This window comes from Nocardia sp. NPDC023733 (genome assembly GCF_040639775.1).
GTDB classification, from domain to species: domain Bacteria; phylum Actinomycetota; class Actinomycetes; order Mycobacteriales; family Mycobacteriaceae; genus Nocardia; species Nocardia rosealba.
On record NZ_JBFAAN010000001.1, the window covers coordinates 2,254,977 to 2,277,070 of the forward strand.

The following is a 22,094-nucleotide window of genomic DNA, read 5'->3' on the forward strand; positions in this document are numbered from 1 at the left end:
GGTCAGAAAGGCGGAGACATGAAGATCGCGATGGTGTCCGAACACGCCGGCCCGCTCGCCACCTTGGGTGGCGTCGATGCCGGCGGACAGAACGTGCACGTCGCGGAGTTGTCCGCAGCCCTGTGCCGGCAGGGTCACGACGTCACGGTGTATACACGGCGCGAGAGCGCGTGGGTGCCCGAGACTGTCACCACCGCACCGGGTTATCGCGTGGTGCACGTCCCGGCGGGACCCGCGCATCCCGTGCCGAAGGACGAACTGTTGCCTTATATGCCGGAATTCGGGAATTTCCTGCGCGCCCGGTGGCGCGAAGACCGCCCCGACGTGGTGCACGCCCATTTCTGGATGTCGGGTCTGGCCGCCCTGGCCGCCGTTCGCGACACCGATATCCCGGTGGTACAGACATTTCACGCACTGGGTGTCGTGAAACGTCGGTATCAGGGCAACGCCGACACCAGCCCGCCCGAGCGGCTGCGTCTGGAACAGCAGGTGGCCGAGCAAGCAGACCGGATCATCGCCACCTGCACTGACGAAGTATTCGAACTCGCTCGAATGGGTGTTCCGCGCCACCGGACATCGGTGGTTCCGTGCGGCGTCGACCTCGACCAGTTCTCCCCCGAGGGGCCCAAAGCCGCGAGGACAGCTGAACACCGCCTCATCGATGTGGGGAGACTCGTGCCGCGAAAGGGTTTCGACATCGCCGTCACCGCCCTCGCGGAGCTGGCCGAGACCGAACTGGTACTGGTCGGCGGACCGGACGGCCGACTGGCCGACGACCCGGAAGCGCAGCGGCTGCTGAGGTTGGCCGACGACCTCGGCGTCGGCGACCGGCTGCACATGCTGGGCCAGGTGCCCCGAACACAGATGGCTCCCCTGTGGCGTTCAGCCGACGTCGCGGTGTGCACACCGTGGTACGAGCCGTTCGGCATCACCCCACTCGAGGCCATGGCGTGCGGTATTCCTGTCGTGGCCGCCGCGGTCGGCGGTCTCGTCGACACTGTCGTCGACGGCGGCACCGGCACACTGGTTCCCCCGCGTGATCCCGCCGGATCGGCAGCGGCGATCCGCGAATTGATCGACGCACCCGCTCTTCGGCGCCGGTACGGTGCGGCCGGACACGAGCGCGTCCATACGCGCTATTCGTGGGATCGGGTCGCGGTGGAGACGCTGCGTGCCTATCGCCGGACCGCCGGCGGACGTGTCGCCGACGAGCGAAGGCAAGCACAGTGAGTACCGCCGCGAAGCGCGCGTTGGTCACCGGCGGTTGTGGTTTCGTCGGGTCCCATCTGTGCGAGCAACTACTCGCGGCGGGCACCGACGTCGTCGCCGTCGACAACTTCGCCACCTCCACTCCCGAGAATGTGGCAGGGCTACTGAATCGGCCGGGCTTCGAACTGCTCCAGCACGACGTCACCGAGCCGTTTCCCGACATCGGATCCTTCGACGTCGTCTACCATCTCGCGTCGGCCGCCTCGCCGCCGGACTATCTGCGGCTACCGATCGAGACGCTGCGAGCCGGATCGCTGGGCACGACCAACGCCCTGGAACTGGCCGAGCGAGATCACGCGCGTTTCGTCCTCGCGTCCACGAGCGAGGTCTACGGCGATCCCGCGGTGCATCCTCAGCCCGAGAGTTATTGGGGCAACGTCAATTCCATCGGCCCGCGCAGCGTGTACGACGAAGCCAAGCGGTACGCCGAAGCGTTGACGATGGCGTACCGCCGCGAACGCGGAGTCGACACCGGCATCGCCCGGATCTTCAACACCTACGGGCCACGCATGCGCGCCGACGACGGCCGCGTGGTGCCGACGTTCATCGCGCGGGCGTTGGCGAACGCACCGCTGACCGTCGCGGGCACCGGTGAGCAGACCCGTTCGCTGTGTTACGTCGAGGACACCGTGCTCGGATTGCGCGCATTGGCCAGGTCAGGTCATCCCGGACCGATCAACATCGGTAATCCGCACGAGTTGTCGGTGCGGGCGCTCGCCGAAGAGATCCGCATCGCCACCGACAGTACGTCGACGTTGGAATACATCGAGGAGGCGGTCGATGATCCGAAGCGGCGTTGCCCCGACATCTCGCTGGCACAAAGCGAATTGGGCTGGCAGCCGATGATCACCCGGACCGAGGGGCTGCGCCGCACGATCGAGTGGTTCGCCCGGCAGCGATGCGGCGTGGCACGGACGGTTTAGCCCCGACTCAGCCGGGTAGCGCGTACGCAGGTAGCGGCGGGAGGCGCAACCTCCCGTCGCCTCGATGAGAAAGGCGAGCCGTTGCGCATTCTCGGAATCAACGCAGTGTTCCACGATCCCGCCGCGGCGCTGATCGTCGACGGCGAAATCGTCGCGGCGGCGGAAGAGGAACGATTCAGCCGCCGCAAGCACGGTAAGAGACCGGTGCCGTTCTCGACGTGGGAGCTGCCCGAGCAGTCGGCCGCGTGGTGCTTGGCGCAGGCAGGCATACGCCCCGATCAGCTCGACGCGGTGGGCTACTCCTACGATCCGGGCCTGGTCGATCATTCGCTCGGCGGTCTCGACCAGCAGAGCGAGCAGACTCGAACGGATTACGCCCGCCGCGCGCCCGCCTTTCTGCGCGCCGCATTGCCCGGTCTGGATCCAGCGATCGTCCGCTTCGTCCGCCACCACGTCGCGCACGCGGCGTCGACGGCGCTGGCGGCGCCGCTGGGTGATTCGGCGGTGTTGGTCGCCGACGGACGCGGGGAGAGCACGTCCTATCTGGCCGGGGAATACCGGGACGGCAAATTCGTGGAACTGGCGTCCCAGCGGCTGCCGCATTCGCTGGGGTTGATGTACGAGGATCTCACCCAGCACCTCGGATTCGAGCGTTCCAGCGACGAGTACAAGGTCATGGCCCTGGCCTCCTATGGCAAGCCGCGATTTCTCGACCAGTTCCGGGAACTGCTGTACACCACCGGTGACGGTGGATTTCGCACCGAGCCGGTGCCGTGGGAGAGTTTCGCGCCGGCCGGGCACGGCGGTGAATTCGGCAGCGAGCACGCCGACCTGACCGCGACCGTTCAGCGCCGGTTGGAGGACGTGCTGCTCGAGCTGATCACGTGGCTGCATCGGCAAACGGGTCAACGCAACCTCACGCTGGCAGGCGGTATCGCATTGAATTGCGTGGCCAATACGCGTCTGCACGACGAAGGCCCGTTCGACAACGTCTGGGTCCAGCCGGCCGCGGGCGACGCAGGCACCGCACTCGGCGCGGCATTGCAATTGGCCGCGGAGTTCGGTGAACCCGTCGCCCCGATGCGGGGTGCCGACCTGGGCCGTGAGTGGAGCGACTCCGAACTCGAATCCATTCTCCGTGCGGCGAAGGTCCGATACACCCGCTCGGACGATGTGGCGGCCGATGTGGCGCAAGCCCTGGCCGACGACGGCATCGTCGCCTGGTTCCAGGGCCGTGCCGAATTCGGCCCTCGTGCACTCGGACACCGATCGCTGCTGGCCCACCCCGGTCGGGCAGCGAACCTCGAGCGCCTCAACGATGTGAAGGGCCGCGAGCAGTTCCGGCCGGTGGCCCCGATGGTGCTCGCGGACCGGGCACCGGAGATCTTCTCGCGCGGGCCGCTGCCCAGTCCCTACATGTTGTTCGTCCACGATGTCGCCGCCGACTGGCGCGACCGGATTCCGGCGGTCACCCACGTCGACGGCACCGCGCGGGTGCAGACGGTCGACCCTGCCGACAATGCGCTATTGGCCCGGATGCTCTCGGAATTCGACAGGCGCACCGGTCTGCCTGTCGTGGTCAATACGAGCCTCAATACCGCGGGCAGACCGATGGTCGATTCCCCCCGCGACGCACTCGAATGCTTCGGTTCCGCGCCGATCGACCTGCTCGCTATGGGCCCGTTCCTGGTGTGGCGCCGATGAATCCGCCCATCGACTACAGCATCGTCATACCGACCACAGGCCGCGAGAGCCTGCGGGTATTGCTGCGCGCGCTCGCTGCCGCCACCGGCCCGCTGCCCAGGGAGATCATCGTCGTCGACGATCGCCCCGACGGCGGCGAACTTCCGCTGGTGGACACCTCGCCGCAGGTGCGGGTGCTGCACTCCGGTGGTCGCGGACCGGCCGCCGCGAGAAATGTCGGCTGGCGGCACGCGTCGGGAACCTGGGTGGCCTTCCTCGACGACGATGTCGTCACCACACCGGATTGGCCCAACCGTTTGGCCGAGGACCTCGCGGGTCTCGATGAGACGACGGCCGCTTCCACCGCGCACATCGAGGTGCCGCTGCCGACCGATCGCAAACCGACCGATGAGGAACGGGGAACGGCGGGCTTGGCCGTCGCGCGCTGGATCACCGCCGACATGGCCTACCGCAGAGCGGCGCTCCTCGCGGTCGACGGTTTCGACGAACGCTTTCCCCGTGCCTTTCGCGAAGACGCCGATCTGGCGATGCGGGTATGCCTGGCCGGCTACCGGATCGCCGAGGGTGATCGGGTCACCACCCATCCGACGCGTAGGTCGGGGCCGATGGCCAGTGTTCGAGCCCAACGGGGCAACTACGACAACGCGCTGATGCGGCGAAAGTTCGGCCCTCGGTGGCGGCAGCGGATCGGCGAAAGACCCGGCATGCTCGGCCGCCACGCGTTCACCACCGCACTGGGCGCTGCCGCCGTGAGTTCAGGCATGGCGGGTCGTCGGCGCTCGGCGCTCGGTTTAAGCGGTGGCATGGGCGGCGCTGACGACCGAATTCGCCGCGCGCCGGATCGTGCAGGGCCCTCGAACCGCAGGTGAGATCGGGCGAATGGTGGTGACCAGTGCGCTGATCCCGCCTGCCGCATGCTGGTATCGGTTCCGCGGCGAGATACGGCATCGCCACGCGACGCCCAGCTCACCGCCGACCCTGCTGTTCGACCGGGACGACACCGTCATAAGGGACGTTCCCGACCTCGCCGATCCGTCGATGGTTTCGGCGGCGGAAGAATTCACCACCGGAAGCGAGTCCGCGAACAGGAGGTAGGTCTTGAACGAGGATCATTTCGCCGTCTTGTCCAGTGCGCTGGAGCGGAACCGTTCCTTGGCACCGGGACTTCGCAGGTGGGGCCGTGAACTGGCCACGGTATTCGACAACGGTGGCAGATTGCTGGCCTGCGGCAACGGCGGCAGCGCCGCCGAAGCCCAGCATCTGACCGCGGAACTGGTCGGGCGCTTCCGCAACGAACGACGGCCGCTCTCGGCGATCGCGCTGCACGCCGACACCTCCGCGGGCACCGCGATCGTGAACGATTACGGCGAGTCCGAACTGTTCGCGCGTCAGGTCCGGGCACACGGCAGGACCGGAGACGTGCTCGTGCTGTTGTCCACCAGCGGAACCAGCCAGAATGTGGTCGCGGCGGCCAAGGCCGCGCAGGAGATAGGTGTCACCACCTGGGCGATGACCGGGCCCGCGCCCAATCCCCTCGCCGCGCTCTGCGATGACGCGCTGCCGGTCGACGCGCCCAGCACGGCCACCGTGCAGGAAGTTCATCTGGTCATGGTGCACGCGTTGTGCGAGTCGCTCGACGAGGCGCTGGGAATCCCGACATGAGGACCGTGGTCGGCGCGAGCTCGCAGTCGCACCCACGGCGCACGACCGAAGCGAGGTCGTTGCCTTGACCAGCACGATTCTCGTGCTCCGCGCGCTCGGTCTCGGCGACCTGCTGACGATCGTGCCCGCCCTGCGGGGGCTGCGGACCGCGTACCCCGATGATCGCCTGGTGCTCGCCGCGCCGGAGCCGCTGCGCCCCTTGGTGAACCTGATCGACGCGGTCGACGAGTTGCTGCCGACTCCAGGCTTGGGCGCCCTGCGGTGGAGCGGCGCATCGCCCAGGATGGCGGTGAACCTGCACGGCAGTGGGCCGCAGAGCATTCGGGACCTGGCGGCGGTGCGCCCCGCCACGATGCTGACTCATCGGCACCCGGATTTTCCCGAGATCCCCGGGCCCCGGTGGTCTGCGGAACTGCACGAGGTGCAGCGGTGGTGTCGGCTGCTGGCATACGCGCGTATCGACACCGATCCGCGCGCGCTGGCGCTGCCCAAGCCGGATATCGCCGCGGCGGAGTCGAACGTGATCGTGATCCATCCCGGCGCGGCGTCGAACGCGCGACGTTGGCCCGCTGAACATTTCGCGACGGTGGCCCGGGAGCTCAGCGCCGATGGTCATCGGGTAGTGGTCACCGGTTCGGCGGCTGAGATTCCGTTGGCAACCGCGGTCGCACGCGATGCGGGGCTACCGCCCTCCGCGGTGTACGCCGGCCGTACCGACTTGGCCGAACTCGCCGCGATCGTCGCCGACGCGGCTCTGGTGGTCTGCGGCGACACCGGTGTCGGTCATCTCGCCACCGCCTTCGGCACACCCTCGGTCCTGCTGTTCGGACCGACCCCACCGCGTGTGTGGGGGCCGCCCCCCGACGCGCGCAGTCACATCACGCTCTGGGCTGGTGTAGTCGGCGATCCACATGCCGACCGACCTGATCCCGGACTGCTCTCCATCACACCGCAACAAGTGCTTTCGACCGCGGCGACACTGATCGGACAGGAGGCGCGCCATGGGTAACCGCGTGGGTGTGGTCGGTGCGGGCTATGTCGGCCTCACCAGTGCCGCGTGCCTGGCACATCTGGGCCACCATGTGACCTGTCTGGACAACGACGAATCCAAGGTCGAAGCCCTACGCGCGGGCACCGTCACGATAGTCGAGCCGGGCCTACCGGAGCTGGTCTGCGAAGGACTCGCCGAGGAACGCTTGACCTTCACTTCCGACCCGCAGTCACTGGCCGAGTCCGAAGTAGTACTGCTGTGCCTTCCCACCCCCATGGGCCCGGACGGCACAGCGGATCTCAGCATCCTCGAGGACGCGCTGGCAACTCTGGGTCCGATCCTGTCTCCGGGTTGCGTGCTCGTCACCAAGTCCACCGTGCCCGTCGGCACCGCGACGCGTATCTCCGCGCTGACCGGTCACCGACATCCGGTCGTCAGCAATCCGGAATTCCTGCGCGAGGGTTACGCGGTGCACGACTTCCTGCACCCCGACCGCGTGGTCGTCGGTGCGGATGAGCCGGATCACGAAGCGGCCGAGCACGTCGCAGGCCTCTACGAGGGAACGGATGCGCCGGTCCTGCGATCCGACACGGCAAGCGCCGAACTCGCCAAGTACGCCAGCAATGCGTTTCTCGCGGTCAAACTCTCCTTCGTCAACACGGTGGCCGAACTGTGCGAACACGTGGACGCCGACATTTCGAAGGTCACCGACGCGATGGGCAAGGACGCGCGTATCGGGCCGTCGTTCCTTGCACCCCGGGCCCGGTTGGGGCGGTTCGTGCCTGCCCAAGGACACCCGCGCCCTCTTGGCGGTAGCAGAGGCCTCCGGTGTGGACTTCGCCATCGTCCGCGACGCTGTGCGTGCCAACGATCACCAGCGCGCGATGGTCTTGCGCAAGGTCCGTCGGGCGGTCACCGGGACGGTCGACGGCTCCCTCGCGGGTATGCGGATCGGGGTATTCGGACTCGCGTTCAAAGCCGGGACGGGCGACCTACGCGACTCCCCCGCCGTCGCCATCGCTCGTCAGCTCTCCCACCACGACGCCGTCGTGACGGCATACGATCCCTGCGTGCCGCAATCCGGCGCACACGACCTCGCGGCGGGCCCCGATGGAATCCAGGTCGTCGACGACCCGTATCTCGCCGCGAAGGACGCCAACGCGATCTTGATCCTCACCGAGTGGCCCGAGTTCCGAACCCTCGACTGGAAGAAGATCGCCGGCGCCGTCGAACACCCCGTCATCGTGGACACCCGCAACCTGCTCGATGAACAACCACTGAACGGCACAGGGTTCACGGTGTCGGGCATCGGGTCATCCGACCCTGCCGGATTGAGGGATCGGTCGAAGTAGCCGGGTAGTGGCTGTTCGGCGCCCCTTACGGCTTGCGCACTGAGCGCGATGGAAGAACTGCTGGGCCCGCCGACCGGGTCGTGGCGAGCGGCCGCTGGTCACAGCGCACCCGGATATCGGGGCCGTCAGGCGGTGACCGGCGTTCTTGTTCACGACGAAAGTCCGGTTCACCCACCCCATGTCACACTTTCCTGCCTTACATCGTCAACCAGGCAGCAACCCGAAACACAGCAACAACAGCGAGCGAGGACATGGCAATGGGTATCGAGGAATTGCGTAGTGCGGTCCGTGGACGTGTGCTGCTGCCCGGTGACGCGGGATTCGACCAGGCGGTGCAGCCGTGGAATCTTGCTGTGGCGCAACCGGTTTCGGGTGTCGTGGCGGTCGCCGACGCCCAGGACGCCGCCGACGTGGTGAAATTCGCGCGCAGCACGAACCGGCAAGTGGTCACGCAGACAACCGGCCACGGCGCGACCGGCGGCATCGAGGACGCGATCCTCCTCCGCACCGCCGCCCTTGACCGTCTAGAGATCGACGCCGAGCGCCGCACGGCCCGGGTCGGTACCGGCGTGCAATGGGGTGCCGTCCAAGCCGCCGCGGCTACGCACGGGCTGACCGGGCTAGCCGGTAGCAATCCGGTCGTCGGCGTCACCGGCTACACCCTCGGCGGCGGATTCGGCTGGTTCGCACGCAAATACGGCTGGGCCGCGGACGCGGTGCGCGCCTTCGAGATCGTCGACGCCGACGGCCGATGCGCTCGGATCACCGCCGACTCCGACCCGCAGCTGTTCTGGGCGCTGCGCGGCGGCGGTGGCGATTTCGCGATCGTCACCGAGATCGAGTTCGACCTGTTCCCGCTGCCGCGCCTCTACGGCGGCCGCGTGATGTGGCCCGCCGACCGCACCCGCGCGGTGTTCGACCTCTTCACCGAACTCACCACCGACGCACCATCCGAACTGTCGGTCTGGTTGCAGCGCTACCAGATCCCCGGCGCCGCACCGACCGTCGCCATCGACTTCGCCTACCTCGGCGAACCGGACGAAGGCCGCGCGCTGACCACTCGGCTCGACAGCATCGAAGGAATCCTCACCGACACCCGAGGCGCGTTGACCCCCGCCCAGATCGGCCGGATCACCGCCGAACCGACCGACCCCAGCCCCTCGCTGTCGCGCGGCGAACTGCTCACCGACCTGGACGACGCGGTCGTCAAAACCCTCATCGAGGCGCCGGTCGCGCCGCTGCTCAACATCCAGCTCCGCGGCCTCGGCGGCGCCCTCGCCGAAACCCGGCCCGACGGTGGCGCCCGCGGGCCCGTCACCGAGCCGTATGCGCTCTACCTGCTCGGCCTCGGCCTTCCGCACCTGCTCGACGACATCCAGACCAGGTTCACCGATATCCTCGACGCCCTCGGCCCCCACATCACCGGCTCCAAGCCCTACACCTTCCTCGCCCCCGGCGAGACGGCTTCAGCCGCCTTCGACCCGGAAACCCTTGCGCGCCTGCGACAGATCAAAACCACCCGCGATCCCCACAACACCATCCGAGCCAACTTCCCACTCCACCACTGAAACCCACGATTCGCGTCATCAGTCGGTGTCGGAGCTGGGGGCGCTGCCCTTGCGGAGTCGCGCCCAGTGGCGGAGTCGTTCGGTGATCTCGGCCTCGTATCCGCCGGTGGTCGGCTCGTAGAAAGTCTGCCGTGGCATGCCGTCGGGGAAGTAGTTCGCCCCGGAGAAGCCGGTCTCGGTATCGGGGTCGTACTGGTAGTTCGCCCCGTAACCCAGGTCCTTCATGAGCCGGGTCGGGGCGTTGAGAATGTGCGCCGGTGGCATCAGGGAGCCGGTGCGTTTCGCCGCGGCGCGGGCTTTGCCGAAGCCGCGGTACACCCCGATCGACTTCGGCGCCGTCGCCAGATAGAGCACCGCCTGCGCGATCGCGAGTTCGCCTTCGGGTGAACCGAGCCGTTCGTACACATCCCATGCGGCGAGGGCCTGCTGCACCGCGGCGGGATCGGCAAGGCCGACGTCTTCGGTGGCGAATCGGGTGATGCGGCGGGCGATGAACAACGGGTCCTCGCCACCGTCGAGCATCCGCGCCAACCAGTACAGAGCCGCATCGGGGTCGGAGCCGCGCATCGATTTGTGGAGTGCGGAGATGAGGTTGTAGTGGCCTTCCCGCGACTTGTCGTAGAGCGGTGCCCGTTTCTGCACCGCCGCGGCGAGGGCGAGCGGGTCGACGGGTGCGGGCAACGCCTGCACCTGCTCGATCATGTTCAGCAAGTACCGGCCGTCCCCGTCTGCCATCGCGACGAGCGCCTGCCGGGCGTCCTCGTCGAGTGGCAGCGGGCCGAGAAGAGTTTCGGCCCGACCGATGAGCGCGCGCAGGGCGGTGGCGTCGAGGCGTCTCAGGACGAACACCTGACAGCGCGACAGCAATGCGCCGTTGAGTTCGAAGCTGGGGTTCTCCGTGGTCGCGCCGACGAGGACGATCGTCCCGTCCTCGACATAGGGCAGAAACGAGTCCTGCTGCGCACGGTTGAAGCGGTGGATCTCGTCGACGAACAGCAGCGTGCCCTGTCCGATCTCTTTGCGTCGCTGCGCCGCGTGGAACACCTTCCGCAGGTCCGCGACACCGGAGAAGGTCGCCGACAACGGTTCGAAGGTGAGGTCGGTCCGTTCGGCGAGGAGCCGGGCGATGGTGGTCTTCCCACAGCCGGGCGGGCCCCACAGGATCATCGACGCCAACCGGTGCGCGGCGACCATCCGGCCGATCGGGGCGTCCTCGGCCAGTAGATGGTCCTGACCGACGACATCGGTCAGGGTCCGGGGCCGCAACCGGTCCGCCAGCGGGCGGGAAGCGTCGTCGGCCTCGAACAGCGACGGCGGCTCTTCGCTCACGATTTCTTCCCGTGCTCGGCGACCAGGTCGCAGGAGTGGTGCACCAGATCCTCGACGAGCCGTTTCGTCACGCCCCGGCCCGGCCCGAGATGCGGGGTGAAAGGCCGCCCGTGGTCGACGTCAGCGAGCGCCGCCGCGGTCTCGCGGGCGACCCGCTGAAGCTGCTCCCCCGAGAGGGTTGCGTGGCTGGGCATAGCTCCCTCCGATCATCGACGTGTCGGCAACCTCGACTACTCGCGATGGTAGGCCTGAACAGGCTCATCGTGACCGCACCGAACGAGTCGGAGCCCGGTTCGCGGCACCGCTGTGGACGCTTCCCGCTCCCGACGCCGAACTCTACCGAGGCCCGGCTGATGTGCGCCCATCCGATCCACAATAACTACTGTGGCGGGTGTAGACATTGTTTGCGCTGGGGTATACAGTCGCTGTCGTTCCGGTTGAGAGATCAGATGGCCGGGCAGGTGAACTGCCCGGAAGAAGTTCGACCGTTCCCTCTGGCGGAGAAGAGAATCCGGTGCAATCGGCCGGACCGCCGGAGGGAACGATGAAGAGCAGGACCAGTGCAGTACCGCAGAAAGAACCGACGATCCAGGAGGTGGTGGCCACTGAGTAGTCCCTTACCAGTTCCGCGTCCCGGGAAGTGTCGGATGCGGTGTCTCAGACCGGGCCTCCACGGCCGGTGAATGCAGTTGAAATCAATCCCTCAGTCCAAAATCAAGGCCCCGGCGCCCAGCGCGCCGGGGCCTTCCGGCATTGAACCGAGAGGCCTCGTGCAACACCCGAACACCCAATCCGCCGGCAACACCAGCGCCGCGGACAAACTCGACGACGACACCTACCCCGCCTACAGCATGGGCCGCGCCGCGGAGATCCTCGGCGTCACGCCGGCGTTCTTGCGCGGCCTCGACGCGGCCCGGCTGCTCACCCCGCAACGCTCCGAGGGCGGACACCGCCGCTACTCGCGCTACCAGCTGCGCATCGCCGCGCGGGTGCGCGAACTCGTCGACGCGGGTAATGCGCTCGAGGCGTCGTGCCGGATCGTGATCCTCGAAGATCAGCTCGCCGAAGCCCAACGCATCAACACCGACCTCCAACGCCGACTCGACCACCACGGCGCCCACCCTGCAGACTGAACGGCTGCGCCGAGCGATGGACGCCCTGATGCCGGGCTACCCGCGCGGATGGGCAACGAAGTCGGCGACGACCTGATCGAACCTTTCCGGTTCGTCCAAGAAGAGTGCGTGGCTGCTGTTGTCGAAGAACACCGTTCGCGCGTGCGGTACGTGCTCGCCGACCCAGGCCGGGCCCCGCCAGTCGAACACCTTGTCCTGGCGGGCGACCAGGACAAGGGTAGGCAAGTCGAGGGTGGGCAGTAGGTCGCGCCAGTCGGCGCGAGTGTGGTCGGCCATGACGGCGTTACGGACCGGGGGTGGGCACTTGGCCATCTCCCCCAGGAACGTCACGCGTTCTTCGGCGGTGGGTTCGGTGAGCATGATGGTAGCCAGCTGCTGACGATCTTGGCCGGCCGGGTCGGCGCTGACCTGGGCTTGCAACGCGGCCAGGGCGGCGTCGTCGAAGCAAGCGTTATGGGCGTATTTCCAGTCGACCGCGTAGTACTGACGTGGGGTCTGTTCGACGAACACCGCACCCGCCAGCCGGTCGGTACCGAACAATTCCAGGTAGCTCCAGATCACCGGGCAGCCCAGCGACCAGCCGAGCACCGTCGGCCGCTCCAGCTGCAGAGCGGTCAGCAGGTCGTGCAGGTCCTTGGCCAGGCGGGCGATGCGGTACCCGTATCCGGGTTTGTCCGAGTCGCCGTGACCCCGCAAATCCAGGGTGATCACCCGGGCGTGTTCGGACAGTGTGGGGATGTTGCGGTCGAAGAACCGGCCGCTGAAGGTCCACCCGTGGATCATGACCAGCGGTGGGCCCGAGCCGGATTCCTCGTAGTGCAACCGGGTTCCGTCACTGGCTCGCACGTATCCCATCGCGGCTCTCAATCGTTGTGCCAGCTCTTGTCCAGAGCGGCGCGGTTGGTGTGGAGGAGTTCGTCGAGGTCGGTGTCGTAGACGGAGTCGGGCACACCCTGGGACAGGATCTCGAGCACACAGGGTCCCCGGTAGCCGATGTCGTAGACCGCGTGCAGCAGTTGCCCGGTCGGGATGGCGCCGGTGCCGACACTGCGGCGGTCCGCGCCCGAGCGGGGCGTGCGCCAATCACTGACCTGCAACAAAAAGATCCGGTCGCCCGCGGCACGCAGGCTGTCGAGTACGTTGCCGTCCTGCCAGAGATTCCAGGTGTCGAAACAGATTCCGACGTTGTCGCGGTCGATCTCGTCGACGATGTCGAGGCCCTGTCGCAGTGTCCAGATCGCGCTCTCCTGGTTCAGCGAGATCGGATTGAGCGGCTCCAGCGCAATCCGCACCCCGTGATCGGCGGCGATGGCAGCCAGTTCGCGATGCCCGGACACGGTCTGGGCAATGGCTTCGACCATGTCACCGCCCGGCGCGGGCCCGGTATTGGTGACGAACACCGCGCCCGGGGCGAAGGGAGCCACCAGTTCCACGCAGCTCCGAAACGCCGCAAGCCGTTGCGGCAGCTGTTTCGGTTCCGGCTGTCCCGCACTGGGAATCATGGTGCGCACCGAGGGCTGCACCGACTGGATCGCCAGCCCCGCAGCCACGGCCGCCACCAATTGTTCCTTGCTACGGTCGGCGTCCAATTTGTCCTGGCAAACCTCTATCACCCCGATCCCGGCCTCGGTGTAGTGCGCGACGTCTTGTTCGAAGGACCATGGGGTGGTGGTGAATTGGTTAACCGAATAGTCGAACGGCATCGAACTCATACCTGCCTCCACTCATGGGGTTCGGGGCGGCCCGCACCGAGGGAGGTAATGAGGGCCTGCGAATAGCCAGCGTCGCGCAACGGGGTGTCGACGTCGCGTTCGAGATCGGGCAGGTAGCCGAACAGGACGTCGGCGGGCCCGACGATCTCGACCTGTTCGCATATCGCGGGCACCAACAGTGATTGCGCACTCGCGAGTTCCTCGTCGAAATCTCCGACGCGCACCCTCACCGGTGCACCGACATTGGTCAGGATCTGCGCGGTGGCGAAGGTGCGCCGCGCCGGTCGCACAGTGCCGACCTGCCACCGTTCGAGCGCGAAATACGGTCCAGCACAGAGAAATACCCGCTGGACCCCGTCGTCGACGGCGATCTTCAAGCCGGGTTCGAAATCAGGCCGGTGATCGAGGCGGACTTCTTGCATGAGCAGATCGATATTGGTGTCGAACTGCTCGTCGCTCACCGGTGAGCCGTCCTCCATGTTCCAGTGCATGGCGTGCTGCTGGATATCGGAGGTCTGCTCGATTTCATAGATCAAGGTGCCCGGCCCGAAACTGTGCGGGGTGCCGCCGGGCACGTAGATCGTCTGCCCGGCGATCACCGGTAGCCGCCGTAGGACCGCGTCGAAGTCCTGATCGCGCAGGGCGGCGCGCAATTGTTCGTGGCTGATGCCGTCCTTGACGCCACAGAGTGCCGTGGCACCCGGGGCGGCGGCCAGAATGTGCCAGGCCTCCGTTTTGCCATTGCGCTGACCTTCCACCCGTTGGGCGGTCTCGTCGTCGGCATGTAGGTGGACCGGCAGGGTGCCTGCCGCATCGATGAACTTGCTCAGCACCGGAAAGTAGTCGCCCGTCCAACCGGCACCCATCAGCTCTTCGGGATACTCGCTGACCAAGCGGCGCAGCGACCGGCCGACCAGGGGCCCATTGGTCACCTGCGCGCCTTCGCCGTCGACGTCGCTGCATTCCCACGTCTCGGCGATGCTCCAGTCCGGGATACCGGTTTTGCCGAGGCGTTGGCTGATCGCGTGTCCACCGAACACCAATGGTTTGGCGGTGACACTGAGCCGCAGCGGGTACAGCGCGGGCCCGCCGCCGGTCATAGGATCGGCTGGCCGCCGGTCACCGCGACCCGGGCACCGGAAATATAGCTGCCCTCATCGGAGGCGAGCAGGACATAGACCGGCGCCAGTTCGGCGGGCTGCCCCGGTCGCCCTAGCGGCACCTGGGAACCGAAGCTCTCCACCTGCTCGGTCGGCATCGTCGCCGGAATCAGCGGCGTCCAGATCGGGCCGGGCGCCACACTATTGGCGCGGATGCCTTTTTCGCCGAGCATCTGCGCCAGCGAGGCGACCATATTGGCGATGCCCGCCTTGGTGGCGTTGTAGGGCAACAACGTCGGCGGTGGCACATCGGAATTCACCGACGAGGACCCGATGATCGACGAACCGGACCGCATATGCGGCACCGCCGCCTTCGTCAGATGGAAGAAGGCGCTCAGGTTCACCGCCAAGGTGTGGTCCCATTCCGCATCGGGAATGTCGGTGATCGAATCGCGCGTCATCTGGAAGGCGGCATTGCTCACCAGCACGTCGATCCGGCCAAATTCCTGCACGGCCTTGTCGACGACCTCCCGGCAATGCTGCGGATCCGCCAGATCGCCCGACACCAGCACACACTTGCGGCCGGCGGCGACCACCCACCGCTCGGTCTCGGCCGCGTCTTCGTGTTCGTCGAGATAGGCGATCAGAACGTCGGCCCCTTCGCGCGCGTAGGCGATGGCCACCGCCCGTCCGATGCCGCTGTCGCCGCCGGTGACGACCGCGACCTTTCCGTTCAACCGGCCGGAGCCGCGATAGGAGTGTTCGCCGTGATCGGGTTTCGGGTTCATCTCGCCGGTGACACCGGGAGGGGTTTGCTGCTGGGCAGGAAGGGACATGATCGTGCCTCCAAGTCGGTCGCGCTCGGAATCTCTCGTGTCGCCGCGACGCGGTTACCCCAGGTGGTGCGGTTCAATCTGACATGCGAGGGCTACAGGGCGATGGACGAACGCCGCGCCACCGAAGTCCACCGGTCGTCACCGACATCTCGCGCTGACGCACAATAGCCGCGTCACGACGAAACCGCGTCCCGCCCCCGGGGCGCCTTGTGAAGAACGGGATTTCGTGAGCTCCGCTGTCTTACTGGTACTGATCGTGTTGATTCCGGCGGTGATGCTCGCTGTGCCGTGGTGGGCGCTGATCGCCGCCCCCACCGAACGCAGTGGTCCGCTCTACCGGGTCGGCACCGCGGCGTTCGTCGCCGGGTACATCTGCCTGCCGGTCGCGCTGATCCTCGGGCACGGGCCGCCGCGGATCGACTCGGCAGCGATCGTCGGGGACGTCCTGCTCGGGGTGGTGTGGGTGCTGTTCAGCTGGTCGGTGATCGGGCTGGTCGTCCGTGGTGGGCTGCGGATGGTCGGCGCACGGGGAGTTCGTACGAGTCGAGTTGTCGCGCTCGCCGTGGTGGTGGTGTCGGTCGCGCTGACCGGGTACGGCGTCTACGAGGCACGGCGGGTGCCGCAGGTGCGCACCGTCGACGTCGCGATACCGGGGCTGGCGCCGGGACTCGACGGATTGCGGGTGGTGGTGCTCACCGACACCCACTTCGCCGCGCTGGATCGGGAGGGCTGGTCGCAACGGGTGGTCGAGGAAGTCAACGCGCAGCGACCCGACATCGTTGGACTGGCGGGTGACCTCGTCGACGGCTCGGTGGACGACCGGCGCGATCAGGTTGCTCCGCTCGCCGGGGTGCGGGCGCCGCTGGGTCGGTTCTATATCACCGGCAATCACGAGTACCTCGACGATGCCCAGTCGTGGCTGGACTACATGGCCTCGATCGGATGGCAGCCGCTGCACAACGCGCACCGCACCGTCGAACGCGACGGGGACAGGTTGACCGTAGCCGGGATCGACGACCCCACGGGCGCCGATGTGCCAGGCCACGGCCCTGACCTCGCGGGCGCGCTCGCGGGCACCGACCCGCGGTTGCCGGTGGTTCTGTTCGCCCATCAGCCCAGCCAGGTCACCGACAGTTCGGCGGCGGGAGTGGAACTGCAGATCTCCGGACACACCCACGGCGGTCAGATCTGGCCGTTCCACTACCTGGTCCGCCTCGACCAGCCGGTCGTCTCCGGATTGAGCAGCCACGCGAACGCCACCCAGCTCTACACCAGCCGCGGTACCGGGTACTGGGGGCCGCCGATGCGAGTGTTCGCGCCCAGCGAGATCACCGTGCTGGTTCTGCATCCGCAGAGGTGAGGGGGCGGCAGCTCCCGAGCCTCCGCTGATCTCACGGCACCCGATGCTCACCGAGGACGATTACACAGGTTTCGTCGGACACCGCGGCGAGCAGAGCAGGCTTGGTCTGCCGTTTCAGTAGCGGCGCAGTGGAGTCGCACCGGGAACACCGTCGTCGAGGTACACAGGTTCGCCGAGCGCGGCAGCGATCGCCTCCCGACGGCCGCCGTAGCGATGCGCGACACCGAGGCGCGTCAGCAGGGTATGCACCCGGTCCGCGTCCCACTGCACCTTCTGGTCGTCCAACCGGTGCAGGTAATACCGGAACACGTCGAAGTCTTCGACGATGATGTCGGTCTTCTCCGGATGGGCGTCGACCTGCAGCGACGGAACATCCTGGCCGGGGAGCAGCATCACCACGACCAGGCCCCAGACGAAGCAGGGCCGCCGGGTCGCGCTGGTGGCCCAGTTCTTCACCGCCGAGGAGTTCGCGCGGACCTGGCTGACGGGGTCGTGGTCGTAGTCGTTGCCGTAGATGTCGGCGACCTCACCGTCGTCCAGCACCCACGGCCCGTTCGGCGGAATGATCAATGTCCCGTGCTGCACGCTGCGGAATCCCTTGACCTCGACCGCGATACAGCGCTGACGGGTGAAGAGCAGCGCGTCGAGCTGACGGCTGTGACCGCGGTACGGAACGTTGACGTCGAGCAACACCACACCGGACTGGGCCGGGCTCCACTCGACCCAGTCGGCGAAACGCTCCTCGGCGGACGACAACTCCGAATCCGGGTCGACCAACAGCAGCACAACGACCTCCCCGATCGACCGGCCTCGCGGGTTCGTCAGGCCGGTCTCGCGCACCGATCTCTACCTCCGTGCCAGTGTCGCACGCCGCACCGATGCGCCGAAGTCGTTCGCACACAAAGGTTTACAGCTGAGGACACCGACCTGGAATCAACGCGACGAACAGTGGCACCGAGGCGATGACCCGGCGTGCTTGCGCCAGTTGTCCGAAAGACCAAACCGCGGACGGGGGCAGCGCGAACTTCCGCCAGGGCCGTTTCGCATAGCCGATCCGTCCCTGGCACACCCTGTGATGTCCTCATCCGGAGGACGCGACCGGCACGAGAGGTTCTCGACAGTGCGACAACATCGTCCCACCCGCACAGCAACCCTGCGATCGACCCTTGTGGGCCTCCTGATCGCCGGCGCACTCGGCGGCTCGGTCACCTCCGCGACCGCGGCACCAGAGCCGGCCAGGGTGTTGTCCGCCGACGCGGTCGACGACCGGCAGCTGAACGTGACGGTGTACTCCCCCGCCATGAACAGGCCGATTCCGCTGCAGGTCATCCGTGCTGCCGACACCTCGAATCCGCGGCCCACGATGTACCTTCTCAACGGCTCACAAGGCGGCCCCGGTGGCAGCGGCTGGGACGCGCAAACCGATGCCGTCAGCTTCCTGCGCGACAAGGACGTCAACGTCGTCACCCCGGTCGACGGCGCGAGCTCCTACTACACCGACTGGGTGCGCGACGATGCGGCGCTGGGGCGCAACATGTGGCAGACCTTCCTCAACGAGGAGCTGCCACCGGTGATCGAGGACTTCCTGCGCGCCGACGGCAATCGAACCCTGGTCGGGGTTTCGATGAGCGGAACCTCGGTGCTGAATCTGGCGATCGCCAAACCAGGGTTCTGGCGCAGCGTGGCCTCCTACAGCGGCTGCGCGCAGACCTCGGACCCCATCGGGCAGGAATTCGTGCGGATCACGGTGGAGAACTGGGGCGGCGCGCAGAGCGTCGAGAACATGTGGGGCCCGCGTACCGGGCCGTTGTGGCGCGCCAACGATCCGCTGGTCAACGCGGAGGGGCTGCGCGGCACCGCGATCTACCTGAGCACCGGGAGCGGAATCCCCGCCGCACCCCACGACACGCCGAACGATCCGCGCGTGCGGGACGGCAGAATTCCGCTGCCGATCCAGATCGCCTTCGGTGGGCCGATCGAGGCCGCAGTGCACTTCTGCACGATGAACCTCGCACATCGATTGCGCGAGTTGGACATCCCGGTGACTCTGGACGAGCGGCCGGTGGGTACGCATTCGTGGGGCTACTGGGAAGACGATCTGCGTACTTCCTGGCCGTTCCTGGCGCAATCGATCGGGAGCCGGACACCCTGAGCCGCTTTCACCGTGTCGCGGAAATCCGGAGCAGCACAGTCGCTGAACCTCCACCCCGATACGGATCTGTCCGGGCAGCGGTCCGGCCATGGCATCGCCGTCCACACGCGGAGTCATTCCGTATTCAGGAGGATCAGTGAACAACGAACGGGGCGAAGTGATCGTCGTGACTACCGTCAGGGACGGCGAACGGGAGGTGCGCATAGAGATCGGCGAGCCACGACACGACGCATCGACGCACGACTGGATGTGCACATATCGGGTCGGCGGTAGCCGTGAACACAAGGTCCGGGGCCCGAACAGGTTGGCCGCCGTCTACGCCGCACTTGTGGAGGTTGAAAACACCGCGACCCGAGTCGACTTGCCCAACAGAGCAGCGGCCGGTCAGCCGAGAACACCTGCGCTACCTCGGCTACTGCCCAACGCTTCAGGCGCGGGTGCGGCCGACCCCCGCGCTTTCGGTCCGCCGCTGGGAGCCCGCGCAGTCCAAACTCCCTCGGGCCCGGTAGTCGTCACCATCGCGCGGCCGCGCCGGGATCCGAATCGCCCGCACACCTACCTGTGCCCCTTCCGCATCGATGACCGCACCGAGGCTTTCGGGCAAGGACCCGACGATATTCGGGCGGTGATGTCGGCGATCCGCAGCGTCGGCGCCATTCTGGGAATATCGCGCAAGTGGCCGACGTCGACCACCTGAACCGGTTCAGGAACCCGACCGGACGACCTCTTCACCCATGAGGTGTTCGCGACCCCACGCCTCCAAGGGGAGCAGTGCGTTGTTGAGGAGTTCGCCGAGTGGGGTCAGGGAGTACTCGACGCGGGGTGGTACCTCGTTGTACACCGTGCGATGGACGATCCCGTCGGCCTCCAGCTCGCGCAGTTGCGTGGTGAGGACCTTCTCGGTGACGCCGTTCACCTCACGGCGCAACTCACCGAAGCGGTGGGGGCGTTCGCTCAGCGGCCAGAGGATCATCATCTTCCACTTGCCGTTGAGTACCGACATGGTGGCGTCGAGTCCGCATCGGTACGCGCCCGGCCTGCGTGTGATCGGCACGATGGTTCCTTCCCTCTACCTGTTCGCTATCCCGGAAGTGCGTACCCACTTCAGTGTGCGTACTTGTTCGGCCCGGATGCCACGCCAACACTAAACCGCATGTCCGACAACAAAAATAAAGCGCTCACCGTCCTCGGGCTCGGCGACATGGGCTCGGCCCTCACCCGTTCGTGGCTCGCGGCGGGATACACCGTCACCGTGTGGAACCGCAGTCCCAGGCGGGCGCCGGTGGGGGCGGCGGTCGCCGCGACCGTTGCCGAAGCCGTCAGCGCGAACACGCTCGTGGTGGTGTGTCTCCTCGACGACGCGTCGGTGCGCGCGACCCTCGACGGCGTCGATCTGACCGGCCGCGACATCGTCAACCTGACCACGAGCACACCCGCCGAGGCCCGTGCGCTCGCCGAGTGGATCACCGCGCGCGGCGGGAATTTCCTGGACGGCGGGATCATGGCCGTCCCCTCCATGATCGGCGCAGCCGACTCGGGTGCGTACGTCTTCTACAGCGGTTCGGCGCGGCTGCACGAGACTCACGCCGAGGCCTTGGCGGTGCCTGCCGGTGTCACCTACGTCGGCGCCGACGCCGGTTTCGCAGCGCTGTACGACATCGCGCTGCTCAGTGCGATGTGGGGCATGTTCGCGGGCGCCGCACACGCGTTCGCACTCATCGGTGGCGAGGACATCTCACCGGTCGAATTCGCGCCGCTCATGGTGGCCTACCAGCAGGCGATGGCCGGGTACGCCTTCGGCACCGCCGTGCAGCTGGCGAGCGGGGACTACACGCAGGACGTGGAGTCGAACCTGGCGATGATGGCCACGACGAACAACACACTGCGACGTACCGCCCGGGAACAGGGCGTCAGCCCGGAACTTCTCGAGCCCTTCATGACACTGATGGAACGTCGGGTCGCCGAGGGCGGCGGGAACGAGTCGACCACCGGCGTCGTCGACCTCCTACGCCGCTGATCGAGCGGCTCCTGTCGGTGAGCGGCGGCGACTGTTTCCCGTGGGGGCTATGGTGGGTGTCGATGACCACCGGGACGGCCTTGCGCCACACACGGATCGGTGACCCGGTGCTCTTCTGAGCACCGCACGGGCCGAGAGCCCGACGTCCGATCGAAGATCCAGCGCCGCTGCGCGGGCTCCGCCTCCTTTCGTGTTGATCCAAGCTCCAAACATCAACCACGACAGGAGAATCCATGCATACCGAGACGCTGCAGATCCCCACCCTCGACGGCCACGCGGACGCGTTCGCCGCCTTCCCCGACTCCGGCGAGCAATTCCCGGGGGTACTGATGTACCCGGACGGTTTCGGTGTGCGGCCCGTGCTGCGGGAGATGGCCGAGGAACTGGCCGGGCACGGGTATTACGTGCTCGTCCCCAACGTCTTCTACCGGCACGGCCCGGCACCGGTGATCGAACTGCCCGAACACATCGGAGCAGACGCCCGCCCTGCTTTGTTCGCCCAGCTGATGCCCTTGATCGAGGCACACACCGCCGAACTCGTCCTGCGCGACGCCGACGCCTACCTCGAGTTCCTCACCACCCGACCCGAGGTCAGCGCCGGACCCGTTGCAGTGACGGGTTATTGCATAGGCGGGCTACTGGCGGTGCGCACCGCTGTAGCCGACCCCGGCCGGGTGACTGCCCTCGCCGCATTCCACGCCCCGGTAGGTGCCGACGGACTCGACAATCTCTCCGAACTCGCCGCCGAAGTCCATTTCGGCCACGCCGAAACCGATCTGACGCCCGAGGGTCTGCGCCTGCTCAACCAGGCATTGGCTGCCGCAGGCGTCGAATACACCTCCGAGATCTACCCCGGCACCATGCACGGCTTCACCATGTCCGACACCGACGACTTCGATCCCGCCGCACTGCGACGTCATTGGGACCGGCTGCTCCCCCTCCTCGGCCGCGCACTGGGCAACGGTGACGGCTCCCGGTAGCCGCCG

21 protein-coding genes and 1 pseudogene are annotated in these 22,094 nt (G+C 67.2%); 14 read left to right on the forward strand and 8 right to left on the reverse strand.

The features are described from left to right. The first annotated feature begins 18 nt into the window (after positions 1–18). From AB0F86_RS10510 to AB0F86_RS10550, 9 genes and pseudogenes are all read left to right on the forward strand, one after another. Positions 19–1,230, forward strand: a complete 1,212-nt coding sequence (locus AB0F86_RS10510) for a glycosyltransferase (protein ID WP_356983424.1) — start codon at positions 19–21, stop codon at positions 1,228–1,230. Then, positions 1,227–2,192 (forward strand): UDP-glucuronic acid decarboxylase family protein, encoded by a 966-nt coding sequence (locus AB0F86_RS10515; protein ID WP_356983425.1) that lies wholly within the window; start codon positions 1,227–1,229, stop codon positions 2,190–2,192. Before AB0F86_RS10510 ends, AB0F86_RS10515 begins: the two co-directional genes overlap by 4 nt. An 81-nt stretch (positions 2,193–2,273) precedes the next feature. Beyond that, positions 2,274–3,896 (forward strand): carbamoyltransferase C-terminal domain-containing protein, encoded by a 1,623-nt coding sequence (locus AB0F86_RS10520; protein ID WP_356983427.1) that lies wholly within the window; start codon positions 2,274–2,276, stop codon positions 3,894–3,896. Then, complete coding sequence (locus tag AB0F86_RS10525; protein ID WP_356983429.1) at positions 3,893–4,765, forward strand: glycosyltransferase; 873 nt, start codon at positions 3,893–3,895, stop codon at positions 4,763–4,765. The genes AB0F86_RS10520 and AB0F86_RS10525 overlap by 4 nt, the downstream gene beginning before the upstream one ends. Positions 4,766–4,994: 229 nt before the next feature. Continuing rightward, positions 4,995–5,558, forward strand: coding sequence for an SIS domain-containing protein (locus AB0F86_RS10530; protein ID WP_356983431.1), 564 nt, complete (start codon positions 4,995–4,997; stop codon positions 5,556–5,558). 64 nt (positions 5,559–5,622) lie between these two features. After that, a complete protein-coding gene (locus AB0F86_RS10535; RefSeq protein ID WP_356983432.1) occupies positions 5,623–6,567 on the forward strand; it encodes a glycosyltransferase family 9 protein in 945 nt (314 codons plus the stop codon). Further along, positions 6,560–7,246 (forward strand): annotated as a pseudogene (locus AB0F86_RS10540) (nucleotide sugar dehydrogenase); the annotation flags it as partial. The gene AB0F86_RS10535 and the pseudogene AB0F86_RS10540, both read left to right, overlap by 8 nt. Continuing rightward, entirely contained in the window at positions 7,173–7,901 is a 729-nt protein-coding gene (locus AB0F86_RS10545) for a UDP binding domain-containing protein (RefSeq protein WP_356983434.1), read from the forward strand. The pseudogene AB0F86_RS10540 and the gene AB0F86_RS10545, both read left to right, overlap by 74 nt. A 257-nt stretch (positions 7,902–8,158) precedes the next feature. After that, on the forward strand, positions 8,159–9,469 hold the full coding sequence (locus tag AB0F86_RS10550; protein ID WP_356983436.1) for an FAD-binding oxidoreductase: 1,311 nt from the start codon (positions 8,159–8,161) through the stop codon (positions 9,467–9,469). Positions 9,470–9,487: 18 nt separating this feature from the next. On the opposite strand, the gene AB0F86_RS10555 is transcribed toward AB0F86_RS10550, so the two are convergent. Beyond that, positions 9,488–10,798, reverse strand: coding sequence for a replication-associated recombination protein A (locus AB0F86_RS10555; RefSeq protein WP_356983437.1), 1,311 nt, complete (start codon positions 10,796–10,798; stop codon positions 9,488–9,490). Continuing rightward, on the reverse strand, positions 10,795–10,992 hold the full coding sequence (locus AB0F86_RS10560) for a hypothetical protein (protein WP_181699982.1): 198 nt from the start codon (positions 10,990–10,992) through the stop codon (positions 10,795–10,797). The genes AB0F86_RS10555 and AB0F86_RS10560 overlap by 4 nt, the downstream gene beginning before the upstream one ends. Before the next feature lie 576 nt (positions 10,993–11,568). Between AB0F86_RS10560 and AB0F86_RS10565 the strand changes: the two genes are divergently transcribed. After that, the gene (locus AB0F86_RS10565) at positions 11,569–11,931 is read left to right on the forward strand and encodes a MerR family transcriptional regulator (RefSeq protein WP_356983439.1); all 363 of its coding nucleotides are present in this window, start codon (positions 11,569–11,571) and stop codon (positions 11,929–11,931) included. A gap of 36 nt (positions 11,932–11,967) precedes the next feature. Here AB0F86_RS10565 and AB0F86_RS10570 read toward each other — a convergent pair whose 3' ends face one another. The 4 genes from AB0F86_RS10570 to AB0F86_RS10585 are packed head-to-tail and all read right to left on the reverse strand — an operon-like array spanning position 11,968 to position 15,579. Next, positions 11,968–12,786 carry an alpha/beta hydrolase gene (locus AB0F86_RS10570; RefSeq protein ID WP_356983441.1) on the reverse strand — a complete coding sequence of 273 codons (819 nt, stop codon included), beginning with the start codon at positions 12,784–12,786 and terminating at the stop codon, positions 11,968–11,970. 8 nt (positions 12,787–12,794) lie between these two features. Next, the gene (locus AB0F86_RS10575) at positions 12,795–13,643 is read right to left on the reverse strand and encodes a sugar phosphate isomerase/epimerase family protein (RefSeq protein WP_356983443.1); all 849 of its coding nucleotides are present in this window, start codon (positions 13,641–13,643) and stop codon (positions 12,795–12,797) included. After that, entirely contained in the window at positions 13,640–14,743 is a 1,104-nt protein-coding gene (locus tag AB0F86_RS10580; protein ID WP_356983445.1) for a hypothetical protein, read from the reverse strand. Before AB0F86_RS10580 ends, AB0F86_RS10575 begins: the two co-directional genes overlap by 4 nt. Next, positions 14,740–15,579 (reverse strand): SDR family oxidoreductase, encoded by an 840-nt coding sequence (locus AB0F86_RS10585; protein WP_356983447.1) that lies wholly within the window; start codon positions 15,577–15,579, stop codon positions 14,740–14,742. Before AB0F86_RS10585 ends, AB0F86_RS10580 begins: the two co-directional genes overlap by 4 nt. Before the next feature lie 226 nt (positions 15,580–15,805). On the opposite strand from AB0F86_RS10585, the gene AB0F86_RS10590 reads away from it, so the two are divergent. Then, positions 15,806–16,939 (forward strand): metallophosphoesterase, encoded by a 1,134-nt coding sequence (locus AB0F86_RS10590; protein ID WP_356983449.1) that lies wholly within the window; start codon positions 15,806–15,808, stop codon positions 16,937–16,939. 114 nt (positions 16,940–17,053) lie between these two features. Here the strand turns inward: AB0F86_RS10590 and AB0F86_RS10595 are convergent, their stop codons facing one another. Continuing rightward, positions 17,054–17,779, reverse strand: a complete 726-nt coding sequence (locus AB0F86_RS10595) for a nuclease-related domain-containing protein (RefSeq protein ID WP_356983450.1) — start codon at positions 17,777–17,779, stop codon at positions 17,054–17,056. Between the two features lie 280 nt (positions 17,780–18,059). Here AB0F86_RS10595 and AB0F86_RS10600 point away from each other — a divergent pair, with 280 nt between their 5' ends. Beyond that, entirely contained in the window at positions 18,060–19,091 is a 1,032-nt protein-coding gene (locus AB0F86_RS10600; RefSeq protein WP_356983452.1) for an alpha/beta hydrolase family protein, read from the forward strand. Positions 19,092–19,794: 703 nt separating this feature from the next. On the opposite strand, the gene AB0F86_RS10605 is transcribed toward AB0F86_RS10600, so the two are convergent. Continuing rightward, the gene (locus AB0F86_RS10605) at positions 19,795–20,094 is read right to left on the reverse strand and encodes a helix-turn-helix domain-containing protein (protein WP_220139646.1); all 300 of its coding nucleotides are present in this window, start codon (positions 20,092–20,094) and stop codon (positions 19,795–19,797) included. A gap of 150 nt (positions 20,095–20,244) precedes the next feature. On the opposite strand from AB0F86_RS10605, the gene AB0F86_RS10610 reads away from it, so the two are divergent. Together AB0F86_RS10610 and AB0F86_RS10615 are read left to right on the forward strand one after the other, a co-directional pair. Then, complete coding sequence (locus tag AB0F86_RS10610) at positions 20,245–21,108, forward strand: NAD(P)-binding domain-containing protein (RefSeq protein ID WP_356983453.1); 864 nt, start codon at positions 20,245–20,247, stop codon at positions 21,106–21,108. Positions 21,109–21,341: 233 nt separating this feature from the next. Further along, complete coding sequence (locus tag AB0F86_RS10615) at positions 21,342–22,088, forward strand: dienelactone hydrolase family protein (RefSeq protein ID WP_356983455.1); 747 nt, start codon at positions 21,342–21,344, stop codon at positions 22,086–22,088. Positions 22,089–22,094 lie beyond the last annotated feature (6 nt).

Excerpts from the sequence above, each read along its gene's own strand:
- AB0F86_RS10510 (WP_356983424.1), top strand. The coding sequence starts at position 19 with ATGAAGATCGCGATGGTGTCCGAACACGCCGGCCCGCTCGCCACCTTG.
- AB0F86_RS10525 (WP_356983429.1), top strand. The coding sequence starts at position 3,893 with ATGAATCCGCCCATCGACTACAGCATCGTCATACCGACCACAGGCCGC.
- AB0F86_RS10545 (WP_356983434.1), top strand. The coding sequence starts at position 7,173 with ATGCGTTTCTCGCGGTCAAACTCTCCTTCGTCAACACGGTGGCCGAAC.
- AB0F86_RS10550 (WP_356983436.1), top strand. The coding sequence starts at position 8,159 with ATGGGTATCGAGGAATTGCGTAGTGCGGTCCGTGGACGTGTGCTGCTG.
- AB0F86_RS10560 (WP_181699982.1), bottom strand. The coding sequence starts at position 10,992 with ATGCCCAGCCACGCAACCCTCTCGGGGGAGCAGCTTCAGCGGGTCGCC.
- AB0F86_RS10570 (WP_356983441.1), bottom strand. The coding sequence starts at position 12,786 with ATGGGATACGTGCGAGCCAGTGACGGAACCCGGTTGCACTACGAGGAA.
- AB0F86_RS10575 (WP_356983443.1), bottom strand. The coding sequence starts at position 13,643 with ATGAGTTCGATGCCGTTCGACTATTCGGTTAACCAATTCACCACCACC.
- AB0F86_RS10580 (WP_356983445.1), bottom strand. The coding sequence starts at position 14,743 with ATGACCGGCGGCGGGCCCGCGCTGTACCCGCTGCGGCTCAGTGTCACC.
- AB0F86_RS10585 (WP_356983447.1), bottom strand. The coding sequence starts at position 15,579 with ATGTCCCTTCCTGCCCAGCAGCAAACCCCTCCCGGTGTCACCGGCGAG.
- AB0F86_RS10605 (WP_220139646.1), bottom strand. The coding sequence starts at position 20,094 with ATGTCGGTACTCAACGGCAAGTGGAAGATGATGATCCTCTGGCCGCTG.
- AB0F86_RS10610 (WP_356983453.1), top strand. The coding sequence starts at position 20,245 with ATGTCCGACAACAAAAATAAAGCGCTCACCGTCCTCGGGCTCGGCGAC.
- AB0F86_RS10615 (WP_356983455.1), top strand. The coding sequence starts at position 21,342 with ATGCATACCGAGACGCTGCAGATCCCCACCCTCGACGGCCACGCGGAC.